Below are 15,365 nucleotides of genomic sequence, written 5' to 3'. Positions count from 1 at the left end.
GCTTGTTTGAAGGCAGCAGGGCAATATTCGATTCAATTTCAAAACAAAACACTTAAAAAATATTTTCGATTACGTAAAGCCTTTTTTTATCAGGAACAAATACCAAATATATTACCGAAAAGTCTTCTTTCTTTTTTAAATAATATTTATATTTAGATTTAAAATCTGGCATGCATTCATTCGGAATAGTTAAAGAATTTAGGACATGATTTATTGCTGATTCTATTTACACATTATTACCACATACCATTTTATAGGTAGCTCAATATCACCATTTAATGGCTGTACTAAGTCAAGTAGTTCTCTGCCTCCACTTATAAATTCAAAATTGCTCATATACAATCCCTAGTTTTTACAATGTTAAATAGAGTTACTTTACATCCAAAATAAACATGTGCCCTGATAATTTTTATAATGTCCTTATGAATTCAACTAACTTTTCCACATCAGCAATATCTGCATTGACTTTTAATGCATTATCAAACACATTGTATGCATCCCTATCATTTTCATATAGCCATTTTAAAGATTTCTTTGGTCCCAAATACCATAAACCTTTGATATTAAAGTAAATTTCTAATGAATCTACAAGTAACCAATGATATCTAAAATTACCTTCTATATCTTCTTTTTGTGCTCTATTGAGCATCTTGGCAAGCCAATTTTTTAGAAAATATTTTTTCTCTGCTGTCAATTGTTCAGGCCCTTTTTTAAACTGCTTATCTATTTCTTTAAGAAAATTATCGCACTTATTTCTTTTATCCAAAAGTATCTTGCCATCTCTAATATGAAGAAATTGAATAAAGTTATCCATCATACTTGTTTCATAAATCCAGGCATCTAGCTGTCTACCGCTAATTATAGATGTGTCATTCTCTGCCACAGGATTGTCGCAAAAGCATAATAAATCTATATCACTTTCTTCTGTAAAATCTCCATTAGCATAAGAACCATATAATATTATTGAATGGCAATTATACTTTTTTATCAAATATTCTTTAACATCTCTTAACGTATCATTCATGAATTAATCCTCCATAAAATTAAATCTATACTTCAAAAGTCATTCCATCATAAGCAAACACAATGTCTTTGTATTGCTTTTGTAATTCCAAATAATCGTCATATGACTTGCCCCAGTCTTCTTCTATATGGGTGATAATAACCTTTTTGATGCCATAATCATTTTTAAGCTGCTCAATTTCATTCATGCTAAACAATTCATTTCTAAGACTATTATTTTCTTCTAAAATAAAACCATCTTTTAAAATTTCGCCAATGACGGTATTCCCAATTATCATAATATCTGTGTCTGTGAAAATGTCATTATTAGGAAACGGTTTTACATCACATGGAGCATAGATAGCTTTTCTTTTCCCTTGCTCAAATACAAATACGGTCGCTGAATTTGCCTTAATAAACGTTATTTTTATATCATCTAAATAAACAAAATCTGATACAACTTTTCTTTTTATAATATTTCTGATATTTTCATAATAATCTAAATAAGAACCAAATTTTGAGCCTATAGAATTCACATCAGACATAACATGGTCCATAGCAAAAACATCTATTGGATTTGAACATTCTTTTCCTTCTGAAATTTGAAGCCAATCAAGACGCATATGTTCAAAGACTCTCATGCCAAGCGTGTGGTCAGGATCTATATGACTAAACAAAACAGAATTAACTTGCTGAATATTAGCATAATTTAACGCATGGACTATATCTTCCGGTGTATCTACTAATAATTTTAAATCATCTAAAAACAGGCTGCAGCCGAATCTTGAATAAGGTTTACCTTTTTCTCTCGCCTCTTTACAAATTTTGCATTTACACAACGGTCTGGGTATTGCAGTGCATCCTCCACTTCCTAATATTATAAATTTCATGAGTTTTCCTCCTCTAAATTAATTCACAAAGCCATAGCACCTTAATGCCATAAAACAAAAATTTTACCATAATTTAAAACTTTGAACTATTTATCATCTATTCGTCTTTCCCTCAATATAGTCAATAGATATTTTTATAACTTTTACTTTTTCACCGGCGCTTTTTATATACTCTTTTCCTTTGTCCATACACTGACCTGCGTATTTCTCTAATATAGCTATAAGAACCAAGTATTTTTCATCGCCATTAACTTCTGAAGCCTTACCAAATAGTATCACGCTTTTATATTTTGTAGTAAACTTTTCCGGGACAGGATCTACTTCCCCTACAATACAAAATGATACTTTGTCATTGTTTCTTATATTATCTAGTTTGTGACCTACTGTTGCACAATGAAAATATATGCTATTGTTTAAGTATACATAGCTTAACGGTACCCCATATGCATAGCCATCTATACCTACTGTAGATAAAACTCCATACTGACACTTTTTTAATACTTCAATTATTTCATTATTGTCCATTTTTCTGTCTTGCCTTCTCAATTCTCTAAACATTTTCTCATCCCCCAACTGAAGAATGTTTATAAACCTTTTGGAATAATAATGCTTTTATATTTATAATTTCATCATAAAACATGTGTTAAGTGTTATAGAGTCAACTTTATTATCATGGAGTGGCGATTATTTTAGTTATATAACTGACCAAAAACTGTTATCCTATTTTATTTCAACTCTTGCTGTTTCTAGCCATTTGTCTAATGCACCTTTGCTAAATATATAATCATTACCTATTTTGATATAGGGTATCCCTGAATCTTTTTCATTAACAAGGTCTAATAATTTACTCTCCTCAATTCCTAAATAAGAAGATGCTGTAGATAAATCATAAGTATTTCTTGTGTAAACAACATTATCATTGTTATTGTACATATTATTTACGATATTACTTAATCCTTGTGACATATCAGACAAACCAGTGCCAACATAATCTCCATTACTTCTCATTCCATTTGCAATGATAACAGCACTTATAATAATAGATATTGATAAACAAAAGATAGAAAATGGCAGTGCCTTATCTTTTAACATAGTATAATCACTCTCCTTTAATAACTCATAATACTCTATAATTCCGTATCAATAAATCTATCCTGATAATACGGAATATAAGAATATACTAAAACAGTAATACCTCTTATTGCCATAGTCTCTCTGGTTACCTTGCGAGTTTTTCTTGCTATTTTTATCAAACAATTTGATATCGCAAAAGGATTAGTCTTCGAATTAGGCACTTTTTCAGCCATTTCAAAAACACCATCAGTAATTTCATAAACTCCCTTTTGATTAGCTTTAACAAAAGGAATAACAATAGTGTTAATAACATCTTGTTTGTAAGTATTAAAAAGCGGATATATATAGGACAATTCTTTTGTAGCTTTTGTTTTTAAAATAAGTTTCTCGGTGTCACCCTTCAATATATATGTAAACATATTTAGAATTTAAAGTCTATAATACGATTTACCTTATCTACTTCTTTTGGCAGTTTTTTCGCTATATCCTCTATGAATGCTTCTGAAATATTTAACAGCTCACTTGTCCTATCCGAATAAATAAAAGTTGTTTTATTCCCTAATAACTTTTCATAATAATTGGTACTTATAGAATCTGCCAGATACATTAGCCTTACTTCATTGCTAACTTGACTGTTTATGAATGGAGTATGATGATATCCTACAATTTCTGCAATTTCTTCCGGTAACCCCCACTCTTTACATATCCACATTCCGATTTCTGCATGGGTCAGTCCACTTAATACAATCTTTCCTGCTGCTATTTGATGCAATCCTTTTAATTGTAATGTATGAATTTTATCTAAATGTTCTGGCAAACAAATGTCTAAAACCGTTACACCAATATCATGAATTAATCCATAGGTAAACATTTTGTCCTTATCACATAGACAAGTCTCGGCTGCAATCATATAACTAGCAATGGAAGTACCAATACAATGCTTCCAGTATATTTCATTATTGAATATCTTTGCCCTTCCATTTCTATTTGGCAATAATAATCTAGTTATATATGCGATAGCAATAATTCTAGTATTTTTAGCACCTAAATACAAAACTGCATCTTTTAATGATAATATTTCACGGTTTAATTTTGAATTATAATTTAATATTTGTATTAAGGTTGATTCTAGTTCTGGAATATTGGAAAACTTCTCAATGCATTCATCTATATTAAACTCACAAGGTTTTAATAACATATTTAGGATTTCTCCAAATGCCTTTGGTATTTTGGGCAAGTAATTTGATTCCTGAATTAGTTTAATAATTGGATGATTTTGCATTTATAGTCCTCCTTAGCAACTCTGTATTTCAATGTTTATACTTATAGTGATTCCTGTTTATTTTGTTTAAAATAAAATCTTTTTTATTATTCACCTTTGCACTCTTACAGTTTTCAAAGATAACTAAGAATTCATCTCAACCATAGCGTATTGCCTTATCGCTATCACGTCTGGAGTCTTTCAAAATACTCTTTATATGAATCACTCAATATTTTTAAATTCTCAATAAATATATCGTAATAACCGCTCTCTTGCTGAAACTGTAATACCTTATTGGTTTCAGTTATGTATGATTCAACAATATTCTGATTACTTTCTAAATAAGATTTAAATGCTAATTTTTCTTTTTCATTTTCATAATATAAAACTACCTCATAAATCTTCTTTTTACATATACTTCTTCTTCGTCATCTGTATCAACAAAGAACTACTGTAATTTAAATTAATGCTATCTTCCAAGCCCCTGCTTACAATCGTAGTGCAGTTACCTCTTTTGTATTCTTCTTATGTATATTGAGGGAAAAAATTCTGATTAGGCACATTAATCCGCCTATAAACGGAAGCCTTACCTGCCCTCCATAAGAGCATATTCAGATAAAACTAATATACCTTACTTATTTCACCATAATGTATAAAAAGACCGCTTAATTGAAGTTAATCCTTTTTCTCAAGACCTATAATAGAAATTAATAAGCCTGAAAGCGCTATTAAATATTCAATACCACCAAGATTAGAATTAGGGTCAACTGCAATTATTCCTCCGAACAAAGTAATGTTTAACCCTAAAAGCATTATCTTAAAACCTGAAGCCCCTTTCTTTAAGCCATGAACAATTAAACCTACAATCAAACCTAATACAACCAAAAATATCGTTGTCAATAGAACATATTTCATTTCTCAAAAACTCCTTCCTATAATTTAATTTATAATATGCTACTAGTATACTACTAGCAGGTATGAATTTCTACCATAATTGCATTGAATTATTATGATATAGCTTAAAAACTTTTCTTATATAGAAATGAACCATAAATTGTTATGCAGCAAATTATTTCAATATAAAAAGCACTATAAAAAGCAAAATAATTTAACCTTATCCATTATATAAAGTTAATTAATTTTCATATTCATGTATAAGATTGGTTAATCTTCCCTACAATTATAGAAAAATAATGGGGCGGTAAAATTAATTACCACCCCAAGAAAGGTATCATAACGATAATTATAGCCTTTCCAGTTAAAAATATACATGAATATATCGAAAATGAATCATATTTGTACATAGATGCACCATCTGGATGCCCTAATTGCACTTACAAAGGTAAATTGTACAGGCATGGTTATTACTGCAGGGGTGTCTTTATCGACGCATTTTATTTCACCACATAACCTTTGTGAATGTACCATCATTATCCAGTCAATAATACTGATAATCAAATTGAGGAGGTTTTTAGACATGGATAATGATGTTAAACAAAAAATTGCTTACTTTAAATTTTCTTTGATAGCACCGCTTATCAATGAAAATTACACTCAGGAAACGCAAAAGAATATATGTAGGTTATTACTTCTAAAGTTTATGATGTGCCTTCATTAGGTAAAAGAGAATTCTCGCCTAATACAATTAAGACATGGCTTTACTGTTACAGAAAATATGGATTTGAAGGTTTATATCCTAAAAGTAGATGCGACAAAGGTGCTTCAAGAGTTTTAACTGATGATGTTAAAGCCTATATTAAGAATCTAAAACTTGATAATCCAAGAAGATCAGCTAAGTCAATCTATCAGGAACTTTTAGCTAAAAAGTTTATTGAGCTTGACAAGGTATCCCTATCTACAGTTCAAAGAATCTATGCAAAACTAAAATTTCTACATCAACATTGAACATAAAAGACAGGAAAGCTTTTGAAATGGAGTATCCTAATGATTGCTGGCAATCTGATGTATCCATGGGTCTATACTTTAAAACAACTTTCTCCCAGTTTAATCCGGGGGAGAAAATACATTCAAGATGGCATTTACCCAAAAAGCGTAAATCCCAAAAATGTATATACTTAAAGCTATATGTATATGATATTTTAGAATAATATGATCTTATAGATTGTATAATGTGAATTTTTAAGTAAAAACCCTGTTTAGTGATTGTTTAATCTTTATACTTTTTATGATAAGTCAGCTTAATTAATCTTAATTTTTCAGGATGTGATATCTTGCTGTTTAACAATTAAGCCACAAAATCCTTTCCACGCTTTCTTTAGCATTATCCTGCGCCCACTTAATTAGTGTATTTACTGCAATCAAAGTACTCCCACCCTCTTTAGCAAACTTTGTTGTACAATTTTTATACTTTGGGTCGAATCATTAAGGTCGATTTTTTTATCCATGTCCACCATTATCCTTTTAAGGGCAATTAAACGCTTGAATATGTATACCCCTGTCCCTGTATCCAAATTAAACAGCCTGTCAAATTTGATAGTGAAATTTCTAATCGATGTATTACTTCCTGCTAATTTCTCAATGAAAGCATTACAGTAATAGTCAAGTAAATCCTCTTTCATCAGCAGGAAATAAGGATGAGTGAATCCATTCTATATTCTTTGCTTTAACCACTGGAATCTCTTTTTGTGTTACTATTGCCCAATCAATATTTTGGCTCTGCCAATATCTCCTCTCTATTTCCAACCTTTCTAATGCCGTCTTCCGCTCAAGTTCACAATCCGCTTTAAGACTTCTGGCAACATATGCTATTTTGCCATCTGTTTTTTTTAAGGTTATTAAAAATGATGTAGATAAAATGTATGGCGTTCCTGTATCTTTGTCTTTAAATAAGTCGAAGTTTAAACCAGCCTTATTTTGTATTACTTCTTCACAGTTAAATAAAGGATAGTGCTCCCTGATATCCAATACATCATCTTCCCATTCAAGCAGATAAAAATATCTTGTCTCTGTATCCGTGAAAAAGTGATGTGTTCTTTTTGTTTTCTATCCAAATATACGTGTAACCCTTCCTTTAGAAGGGAAGTCCTGGACAGTAAGCCAGGGTTTATATTCTTTGCCTTCCCCCTGTCCACGCCCTTCCTGTATCCATTTTTTTAATTTATCTTCATCCCAATTGATATTTCTTTTAGCCATGCAATCACCTCCACATGTTAGGGATTAGAGACTAGGGTTTAGGAATCAAGGATTAGTATAATCGTAACATCCCTTATGCCTTAAACCTTATCCCTAAACTCCTAAATTTCAAAATAAAAAATACCACTGACTCTAGGACATCTTTTATTAGATGTCTGTGTCAATGGCATTTAACCACCATCTGCTATATTTATATTATTATATCATGGACCGACTTTATTTTAAACGTAAAATCTGACTTGAAATAATATGCAGTAGTCGGATAAAATTCTGTGTAACCAACATAAGGAGGTATTTTATGAGGCATAGTGTTTTTTTGACTATAAAACTGGTAATTCTCATGAGCATGTTTTTGTTACTATTTACCATTATTACAGAAAATATGTTTATCCGCTTTATTACGGGCTCTTTACTAGGTATATCCCTTATTATACTTTTTTCCTTTACTGTAAAAGTTCAATCTATATTTAATAAAGAAAAGATATAGTAAAGTTATGAGAAAAAGGTTTTGGCAGGCTTAAAATCTACTAAAACCTTTTTACTATAGTTCAGTATATTCAAAAGATTAAATGTATCGTGCTGTCCTTTAACATCTCTAAAAATGCGGCATTATCTATCGATTTGTCTTGCTCCTCAATTGAATTATCCTGTTTTTTTCTCGTAAATTTTATTCTCCTCGTCTGCCTGTAACTGTCCACAAAAGCATCAATATTTTCTTCGTTTATATACCCAAGCCTTGTCCATTCATAAATCAAAAAGTCATTCGATTTGAAAGTTATGGAAGTATTGCTCCTGTCTTTAAATCGCTCATCTCTATAAAGCATTTCTTTAGCCTTAGAAACAAATTCATAGGTATCCCTGTCACTGCTGAAGATAGTTATAATATCAATGCTTCCACTGAAATAATAGGAAAGGATATAACTTAAAACGGCAATAGATATCTCTCCTGCATTCTTCTTCTGAATTCTTCCGTTTGAAAGTTTTCTTTGGTCTAGTCCCTCTTCATAAAACACGCTAAGCCATTCCTCATAAGGGACTAAATCCTCTACAGGCCTATTTTTTAAGATGTTTTTCTTGATAAAACTAACAAGCCTGCTCACATTGTAGCAGCAATACAAAAACAGATAGTATAATTCTGCTTCTTTGTAATCCACCAATGTTAAATAATCAACTTCATCTATAATTTTGACCTTCGAATAATGTTTTAAATCATTTATGTAACTTTTTCTATTATCACTATCACAGGCCTCAACCCATACCCATTGAGGGATAAAAATAATATCATACTGGCTAAATATCTTTTCATGGCTGACGCTCTTGCGTACCCATGTCAAAAATTCAACAGAGTTATTATCCAGGATACAAATTTTGAGAGACTTGCCCATGGAAAGGTATTTTTTTAAGTTATTTATTCTTTCTCCTTTCATTTGGCAAGCCCCTCCACTGCTTTTTTAATTTTACTCTTTAGCGTGAGTAGAAACTGATAGTTATCTTTATGATAGGAGACATCTGGGTTTACTTTCATAACACTTTGTATTTTCTTCTCCAATCCACCTAAACTTATAATATATGAGGGTTTTACTAACTCTGCATCCAATTCCAAATCTATAAATTTCTGCACTAAGTCATCAGGTTTATTATCAAAATGCTCAAGAATTTTTTCTTTTAAATCCAAATCATTATATTTTGTAACGGCTTCTTCAAATATTTCTATCAGTACTGCCTTATATGGTGCCTTATATACATCCATGCATTTTATGACTCTGTCGATAAAATCTTCATCGTCTAGCGAATAGTAGTAATCGTACACATTGCCAAAAATCATCTTTGCGGCAAAATAATCTGCTCTTCTTTCATTTAAATCCATATCAACAGCAATATTATGGGTCTCATCCCTTAAACTGAGGTCATAGAACAAATGATATATTTCATGCCATGCAACAAAATATTGATAGACACGGGGCTGGGCTGTATTGATAACTGGTATTTTAATACTTCCCTTTGTAATAATAGCCCCGCCCCAATATTCATCATCAATGGGAATCTGGATTAAATGATTCTCTTTTAATACCGAAAAAGACAGTTTATCCTGCCCCGTTACTCCCGACTTATTAAATCTGACTGTAAAATCATTTGTTAATCTTAATATATCATCTTTAATCAGTTTATTTTTTTCAATAACCTGTTCAAGGTTCTTGCTCGTTATTAATTCCGACATAATCTACACCTTCTTAATTGTAATACAGTTCACACATATGAACTATGTCCTCTAAAATACCAAACATTTCTTGAGCCTTAGGACTCATGGCATGATTCTCTGGAGCATTGTCAGACATCGCAAAAACAAGTTCCTTTTTTACCTTGTACTTTGGAACATAGTTTAGTAGTTGTTTTTCATCCATATTCTGGCTGTCCAAAATCTTTTGAATATGGGTTTTGAATGTAGCAAGGCTGTCGACTTCTCCTTTAATTAATTTATCCAAAGTAGGTCTTGAAATATTAGTAAGTCTTGAGAAGGAAGACTTTGTATATCCGTTGTCTTTAATGATATTCAATATATTTTTGCCAATTAGTTTTCTATTTTCAAATAATAATTCCATGCTCATTTTTTACACCTCCTACTTTATTATACACCAAAAATGTAAAAAAGATATGGTTTGTAAAAAATATTTTTACAAATCCTTGGGTTTACTTTTTGAGTTGTAAAATTTTCTGTCTTCATTCGGACTAAGTCTAATAATAAGAAAAAGCATTGGCAGAATTTAATTCCTGCTAATGCCTTTTTTCTATTGCTTAATGAAGAATGCAACCTTTCATTTTGTAATTCTTAATATAATCCCAGTATACTTTTATTTCGTCCTGCTCTAACATTTCATAGATGCTTTCAATTTCATCGTAAAATTCTTTGTATACTTTTAGAATGCGGGGCTTCATCTTTGTTTTCAAGTGCAGCATGGAATAATTGCAATATACTAAGTCCCACAATACCAGAAATTCTGCTATACTTGTTTCAAATATGATTTTCCTTTTACCATATGGTTCGGCCATTAAGATAAGTAATTTGGCCATTATCATCTTTGTATTACTGATATTTTCATGAATAGCAAAATTATTTATAATTTCTTCCTCACACTTTAATATTTCATAGTCTATTTACTTGCTGCAGCAATGGCAATAGCAATTTCTTAGGAATATTAATCTCAATACTTTCTTCATTAAATTTCAAATAAATTTCTTCCGCTTTTAAAAGCATATTATAAGCCCTCCCTCCCTTAATGCTTTCCGCAGTTTCGGGACTTCGTCTTAGTTTTTTAGTTCCCGAACAGTCCACTTTGTCCTTCGAAAGTCCTTCCTGTTTTCCTTCACAGAATCAAGATACTGCTTGGTAAAGGACATCTATCCAAATGCCTTTAAATGAGTCCCCTTATACCCAATTTGCTTCCCATTAGGCGTATAGTGAACCTTATATTTTGGATATTAGTCATATTGCTACTCCCTAAATAATAACGGTATTGTAGCGCATATTACAGAAGAACACAATTACATTCTAACAATTACTACTTCCATCTAACCTAATTCTTTTAACCCTTATTCCTTTTTACATATGCGTGCCTTTTTTATGCCCAAATATCCTTCCCAACCGTTTCTCTCAAACCTTCTTATGGATTTCTCATATTGGTCTTCAAATGTATCTTTAGTTGGATGAGTCAATTTGCTATTAATATTATTAAAAATATCTTCTGCTTCGTTTTTTGTAATCTCACCAAAATACACACATAAAGCCAGAATATTATTGTGTGTAAGGGTAATAAACTCATCCAGCCACTTAAATTCAGTGTAATTATCTGATATTATTATTGGAATTCTCAACGCCTGGGCATATCCTGCGCATTCACTTTCTCCTGGACCGATTACCTTTTTCTTATCTTCGATGATGTCTCTAGCAAGTATGTTTATAGATATGTCTTTCTTCCTATCTACAATCTTAAATATACTTCCGTCCTTATGAATTGCTTCGTTAATCAAACCATAATATCTTCCTGCATTTTTCTTTATTTCAATGTCATATACAAATTGAGGAATGATGATTTCTTTAAATAAAAGTTCTAAAATGTCCAATCTGTTAACCCTGGCTAAATTAATCAGGATATCAGCATCAGATATGGCTCCTGAATATCTCATGTTAATAGTCCTCTTCCAAGGGATACTCATATCCGAATTGTTCAGGAGCCAGTCCGATAAATTCAAGGCTGGTTTTCATGTTCTTGTATGAAATATTCCCTCTTTCGTAGTTGGTTTTTATAAACTCGATATATTCTTTTGACACATATGTTTCTTTTGATGGAGTTATCAAGTCTATACTGTAACCTTCTCTTATGGTTAAAGATTGGAGTAATTCCGTATTTCCCAGTGAACAGATGTCTACTAGTTCCTCATACTTGTCAATAGAACATAAATTAAGTTGGATAAGCCTTTTTAACATCGCCTTATAACTTACTTTAAAATAATTGTGCATTCTAATGATATGCCTTGGTAAAACACTATCTTTATCTACATTAACAATTTTATAAAATACTTCTTTCACATAGTCCTCAGGCATTAAAAATTCGGAAGCAAATACATCCGCTTTCGTATCTTCCGCTTTATGCTTTTCATCATCCAAAAGGATTTTTTCTTTTTTCAGGATATCAGCATTATAAATAAGATGGTATAGTTCATGAGCACCAGTATAGCGTTCATGTCCCAAAGTAAAATTGCTGTTTAAATAGACAATAAACTGTCCCTCAAAATAGGTACTAAATCCTGATAACTCGTCAGTATCCAATGGCTTTCTTATTAAAAATGCAGCCTCTGAAAGAATATCAAATATATCGGAAAGCCCTTTCCTTGCAAATTTTATTCTTACTTCTTCTGCCAAATCTTTGATTTGCAGTCTGAAGGATTCTCCTGGGAGATTTAAATTATTCTTTTGCAATCTTAACACTCCTCCCACAGTGGCTTTCTCTTTTGTGGTTTAAACTCTCCATTATATATTTTCTTTTGGTAAATGAACATCTTTATCATATCCTGAAGTTTCTCAACTTCTTCAACGGTTTTCTCTGAAAAATTTTTCTTCCTGAATAGTGTAACTAAATCATCGTCTTCTTCATCTTCAAAAAGAATGTTTATATCTATATTTAAAACCTTACATAGAGCATTTAACTCCACGGCCGATACGGTCCTGTTACCGTTTTCTATTTTGCTTAATGTTTCCCTGCTAATGTTAATATCCTTTTCGGCAAGTCTTTCTACTACTTCAATCTGGCTTAATCCTCTTGCTTCTCTAATAGCCTTTATTTTTAGTCCGATAGAAATCTCCTTCGACATATTTAATCCCTCCTTTTTGTAATATTATATTACATCAATAACGGGTTTGTGTCAATATTTTATCTGTTTATGTAATATTTTATTACTTATAAAGAATTTTCATGGAAAAAGTAAAATCCGAGATACCCAGATTCTAATAAAATAAGGCCTTGCAGGATAGACAACCCTATCCACAAAGCCTTATTTTTTAATCCTAATCACTTTGTTCCTTGATAAATTCAAAAATATCTGAGTTATCCATTTCTTTAAAAGCGATTACTTTTATTATATTTAGTTAAAACTACCTGATTGCCCTTAATTTCGCCAATCAGAGTGTAATGTGAGTCGTCATATTACATAATAACAAAATCCTCTGCTCCTTTTTCTATGTTCATTGAATGCAACTGTTTTAAAATGTTTTCCTCATTTAATCCATACTTATCAATAAGATCATTACATTCAATTATAACCTTATTCATATTGTCATATCTCCTTTTCCATAAATGCTTACTGGCTATCATCAATAAGTCCTAAATACGATAAAACAACCTTCCACTGGTCTAACTTATCTTTGAATCGTATGGCTTTTGCTGGGCTGGTAGACGGAATTACCCTTTTAAATTAAAATCCGTTGTGCAATAGAAATTAACTGGTCTTTTACCAATATCTTTTCCTTCCACCTATCGGGAATAGCATCATAGCCATAGTACACCCCAGCCATTCCTCCTGTAATTGCTGCTATAGTGTCCGCATCTCCTCCAAGGTTAGCTGCTTCACATACAGCATCCTCGAAGGAATAAGTGTTAATAAAACACCATAATGCACATATCAAGGTATCAAACACATATCCCGTTGGCTTCAATTCATCTTTTGATAACTGGAATACCTGCTTATATTCTGGATACTTTTCAATATATTCCCTAATAGGTGGTATTTTTGCCTTATTATTTAGATACTGGTAAACTAACAGATTATAAAACTGGCAGGCATCCGTTGCTTTTTGGTCATGATGAGTAAGCAGGCTTTGTGAAGCAGTTATCTCCAGCATTTTTTCAGCGCCATTATAATATAACGCAACTGGTAAGCACCTCATAAGTGAACCATTTCCAGCACTCATGCCACCTGTTGCCTGATGGGCGTAGAAGGCAGTTTTCATCCAGTCATTACTTCGCTTATATTCTCCAAGTGCAATCCGGATAATGTTGCCTATGTCCTTGGGTTTACTATCATACCATTCAATAAAGTGTTTTCCGATATCTTCAATAGGATTCTGCGGGTTGTCCAGGATGCCTTCTGCCACAGCAATAGTCATCATTGTATCATCCGTCACTTCTCCAGGTGCTAAATCCCAACAGCCTCCACCTATAATATCTTTTAGATATCCATATTTCCTTTCAATCTCATCCTTTGGCATGAATTCCAGCGTTCCGCCGAGAGCATCTCCGCAGGCAACGCCAAAAAGTCCTCCAAGTATTCGTTCATATCTATCCATGAAATACACTTCCTAACACTCTACTTGTCCAATTTACATATATTTTTTATTTCTTGTGGTAATATAAGTATTTGTAATATCTCTTAATCGTTAACTTCACTTTCTTATACATACAACTATTCTTTGCTCTCAATCTCTTGAAGTTTCTCCCTCCTTAGGCTGTCTAAAGTTTTATCACAATCCAATTTTACTGCCCATTCATAAATGCATATCGACGACCATCCCGTTACATCTTGCCCCCACTGATTATAAGTAATTTTGTTGCCTTTGTAGTTAACAAATCTTTGGTCAATAACTTCAGCCATTGATGTTTCCTTATCATGATTTCTTATATACAACTTATCACCTTTTTTTAGCAAACCCCATTCAAACAATTTAGGTATTCTGGGAAGATTGGTCCTGCTAATTTCAGTAGAGTTTTTCCCCATTTCAACTTCTTCTTTATCCTCAATATTTACATAGAAATCTTCTATGCTTGAAAGGGGAAGAATCCTATCAACCTGTAAAAACACCTGGTCGTTTATCTTTAACGGTATAATACTAAAGCAACTGATATCAACATTATTTGATATTAACCAAGCCACAGCAGATAATGTCTGAGTATCAAATGATGACGAAATTAATATTATTCTTTGCTTTTGATTAAAGGTTTTTAAAGAATTATTGCTTATTAGAAAGTCATTTATTATTCTTTTCCCTTTCTCAGCAGGTGTTAAATCGCCCAAATCAAATTCGTCTTTATGCTTTTCAATATATTTTGAGAATATTTTATTAACTAAAACATCTGGTGACTTTATTTTTGCATAACTTGCTGCGTACCTAATTGCCTGGAATTCAAATGCTTCTTTTCTGTTCTTTATATCATCAGCATCTCTTTTTATCTCTATAAGAACAATATTCCCATTTTCATCTATTGCAGTTAAATCACTTCGTCCTTTTTCTTTATTGTTAACTTGCTGTCCTACTATTAAAAGACTTTCTTCTTCACTGAATATAACCTCAATATTTTTCCTGAGAAACTCTTCTATATGCTCTTCCTTTAACTTCAAATCTTTAAAAGTAGAATTGCTAATCTCAATATCACTAGTATTAATTTTATGTTCTTCTATACTTATCGGGATTAACATCCTTTTTCACTCCTTACACA

The 15,365-nt window shown here is 31.7% G+C and carries 20 protein-coding genes and 1 pseudogene; 1 reads left to right on the top strand and 20 read right to left on the bottom strand.

Translation table 11 applies throughout. From position 1 onward, the window contains the following. Positions 1-409: 409 nt before the first annotated feature. From TTHE_RS02660 to TTHE_RS02630, 7 genes are all read right to left on the bottom strand, one after another. Complete coding sequence (locus tag TTHE_RS02660) at positions 410-1,024, bottom strand: nucleotidyltransferase domain-containing protein (protein ID WP_013297062.1); 615 nt, start codon at positions 1,022-1,024, stop codon at positions 410-412. Between the two features lie 25 nt (positions 1,025-1,049). Then, positions 1,050-1,892, bottom strand: coding sequence for an MBL fold metallo-hydrolase (locus TTHE_RS02655; protein WP_013297061.1), 843 nt, complete (start codon positions 1,890-1,892; stop codon positions 1,050-1,052). Positions 1,893-1,985: 93 nt separating this feature from the next. Continuing rightward, positions 1,986-2,450, bottom strand: coding sequence for a pyridoxamine 5'-phosphate oxidase family protein (locus TTHE_RS02650; protein ID WP_013297060.1), 465 nt, complete (start codon positions 2,448-2,450; stop codon positions 1,986-1,988). 162 nt (positions 2,451-2,612) lie between these two features. Beyond that, on the bottom strand, positions 2,613-2,984 hold the full coding sequence (locus TTHE_RS02645) for a helix-turn-helix domain-containing protein (protein WP_013297059.1): 372 nt from the start codon (positions 2,982-2,984) through the stop codon (positions 2,613-2,615). 35 nt (positions 2,985-3,019) lie between these two features. Then, on the bottom strand, positions 3,020-3,385 hold the full coding sequence (locus tag TTHE_RS02640) for a hypothetical protein (protein ID WP_013297058.1): 366 nt from the start codon (positions 3,383-3,385) through the stop codon (positions 3,020-3,022). 2 nt (positions 3,386-3,387) lie between these two features. Beyond that, the gene (locus TTHE_RS02635) at positions 3,388-4,248 is read right to left on the bottom strand and encodes an HDOD domain-containing protein (RefSeq protein ID WP_013297057.1); all 861 of its coding nucleotides are present in this window, start codon (positions 4,246-4,248) and stop codon (positions 3,388-3,390) included. A 654-nt stretch (positions 4,249-4,902) separates the two neighbouring features. Then, positions 4,903-5,142 carry a hypothetical protein gene (locus TTHE_RS02630; protein ID WP_013297056.1) on the bottom strand — a complete coding sequence of 80 codons (240 nt, stop codon included), beginning with the start codon at positions 5,140-5,142 and terminating at the stop codon, positions 4,903-4,905. 562 nt (positions 5,143-5,704) lie between these two features. Here TTHE_RS02630 and TTHE_RS14965 point away from each other — a divergent pair. Beyond that, positions 5,705-6,209: pseudogene (locus tag TTHE_RS14965) on the top strand (helix-turn-helix domain-containing protein); the annotation flags it as partial. 336 nt (positions 6,210-6,545) lie between these two features. On the opposite strand, the gene TTHE_RS14305 reads toward TTHE_RS14965, so the two are convergent. The 13 genes from TTHE_RS14305 to TTHE_RS02560 form a co-directional block, all read right to left on the bottom strand. Beyond that, positions 6,546-6,806, bottom strand: coding sequence for a TnsA endonuclease C-terminal domain-containing protein (locus TTHE_RS14305; protein ID WP_041587417.1), 261 nt, complete (start codon positions 6,804-6,806; stop codon positions 6,546-6,548). Next, positions 6,787-7,152, bottom strand: a complete 366-nt coding sequence (locus tag TTHE_RS14300) for a TnsA endonuclease N-terminal domain-containing protein (RefSeq protein WP_196793650.1) — start codon at positions 7,150-7,152, stop codon at positions 6,787-6,789. Before TTHE_RS14300 ends, TTHE_RS14305 begins: the two co-directional genes overlap by 20 nt. 78 nt (positions 7,153-7,230) lie before the next feature. Next, on the bottom strand, positions 7,231-7,380 hold the full coding sequence (locus TTHE_RS14295; protein WP_196793649.1) for a hypothetical protein: 150 nt from the start codon (positions 7,378-7,380) through the stop codon (positions 7,231-7,233). 557 nt (positions 7,381-7,937) lie between these two features. Next, the gene (locus TTHE_RS02605) at positions 7,938-8,807 is read right to left on the bottom strand and encodes a hypothetical protein (protein ID WP_013297054.1); all 870 of its coding nucleotides are present in this window, start codon (positions 8,805-8,807) and stop codon (positions 7,938-7,940) included. Further along, complete coding sequence (locus TTHE_RS02600; RefSeq protein WP_013297053.1) at positions 8,804-9,598, bottom strand: ImmA/IrrE family metallo-endopeptidase; 795 nt, start codon at positions 9,596-9,598, stop codon at positions 8,804-8,806. Before TTHE_RS02600 ends, TTHE_RS02605 begins: the two co-directional genes overlap by 4 nt. 13 nt (positions 9,599-9,611) lie before the next feature. Further along, the gene (locus TTHE_RS02595; RefSeq protein WP_013297052.1) at positions 9,612-9,986 is read right to left on the bottom strand and encodes a helix-turn-helix domain-containing protein; all 375 of its coding nucleotides are present in this window, start codon (positions 9,984-9,986) and stop codon (positions 9,612-9,614) included. A 187-nt stretch (positions 9,987-10,173) separates the two neighbouring features. After that, the gene (locus TTHE_RS02590) at positions 10,174-10,449 is read right to left on the bottom strand and encodes a hypothetical protein (protein WP_223814660.1); all 276 of its coding nucleotides are present in this window, start codon (positions 10,447-10,449) and stop codon (positions 10,174-10,176) included. Between the two features lie 519 nt (positions 10,450-10,968). Further along, positions 10,969-11,562: a PIN domain-containing protein gene (locus TTHE_RS02585; RefSeq protein ID WP_013297050.1), complete on the bottom strand. Its 594-nt coding sequence runs from the start codon at positions 11,560-11,562 to the stop codon at positions 10,969-10,971. A gap of 1 nt (position 11,563) precedes the next feature. Continuing rightward, positions 11,564-12,364: an ImmA/IrrE family metallo-endopeptidase gene (locus TTHE_RS02580; protein ID WP_231292707.1), complete on the bottom strand. Its 801-nt coding sequence runs from the start codon at positions 12,362-12,364 to the stop codon at positions 11,564-11,566. Continuing rightward, a complete protein-coding gene (locus tag TTHE_RS02575) occupies positions 12,358-12,747 on the bottom strand; it encodes a helix-turn-helix domain-containing protein (protein WP_013297048.1) in 390 nt (129 codons plus the stop codon). The genes TTHE_RS02580 and TTHE_RS02575 overlap by 7 nt, the downstream gene beginning before the upstream one ends. A 332-nt stretch (positions 12,748-13,079) precedes the next feature. After that, entirely contained in the window at positions 13,080-13,205 is a 126-nt protein-coding gene (locus tag TTHE_RS14770) for a hypothetical protein (RefSeq protein ID WP_257789815.1), read from the bottom strand. 137 nt (positions 13,206-13,342) lie between these two features. Beyond that, a complete protein-coding gene (locus TTHE_RS02565) occupies positions 13,343-14,218 on the bottom strand; it encodes an ADP-ribosylglycohydrolase family protein (protein WP_013297047.1) in 876 nt (291 codons plus the stop codon). Between the two features lie 116 nt (positions 14,219-14,334). Next, positions 14,335-15,345, bottom strand: coding sequence for a PDDEXK family nuclease (locus TTHE_RS02560; protein WP_013297046.1), 1,011 nt, complete (start codon positions 15,343-15,345; stop codon positions 14,335-14,337). Between the last annotated feature and the right edge of the window lie 20 nt (positions 15,346-15,365).

The organism is Thermoanaerobacterium thermosaccharolyticum DSM 571 (assembly GCF_000145615.1).
Taxonomy (GTDB): domain Bacteria; phylum Bacillota; class Thermoanaerobacteria; order Thermoanaerobacterales; family Thermoanaerobacteraceae; genus Thermoanaerobacterium; species Thermoanaerobacterium thermosaccharolyticum.
This window is presented reverse-complemented; position numbering and strand designations above follow the sequence as displayed.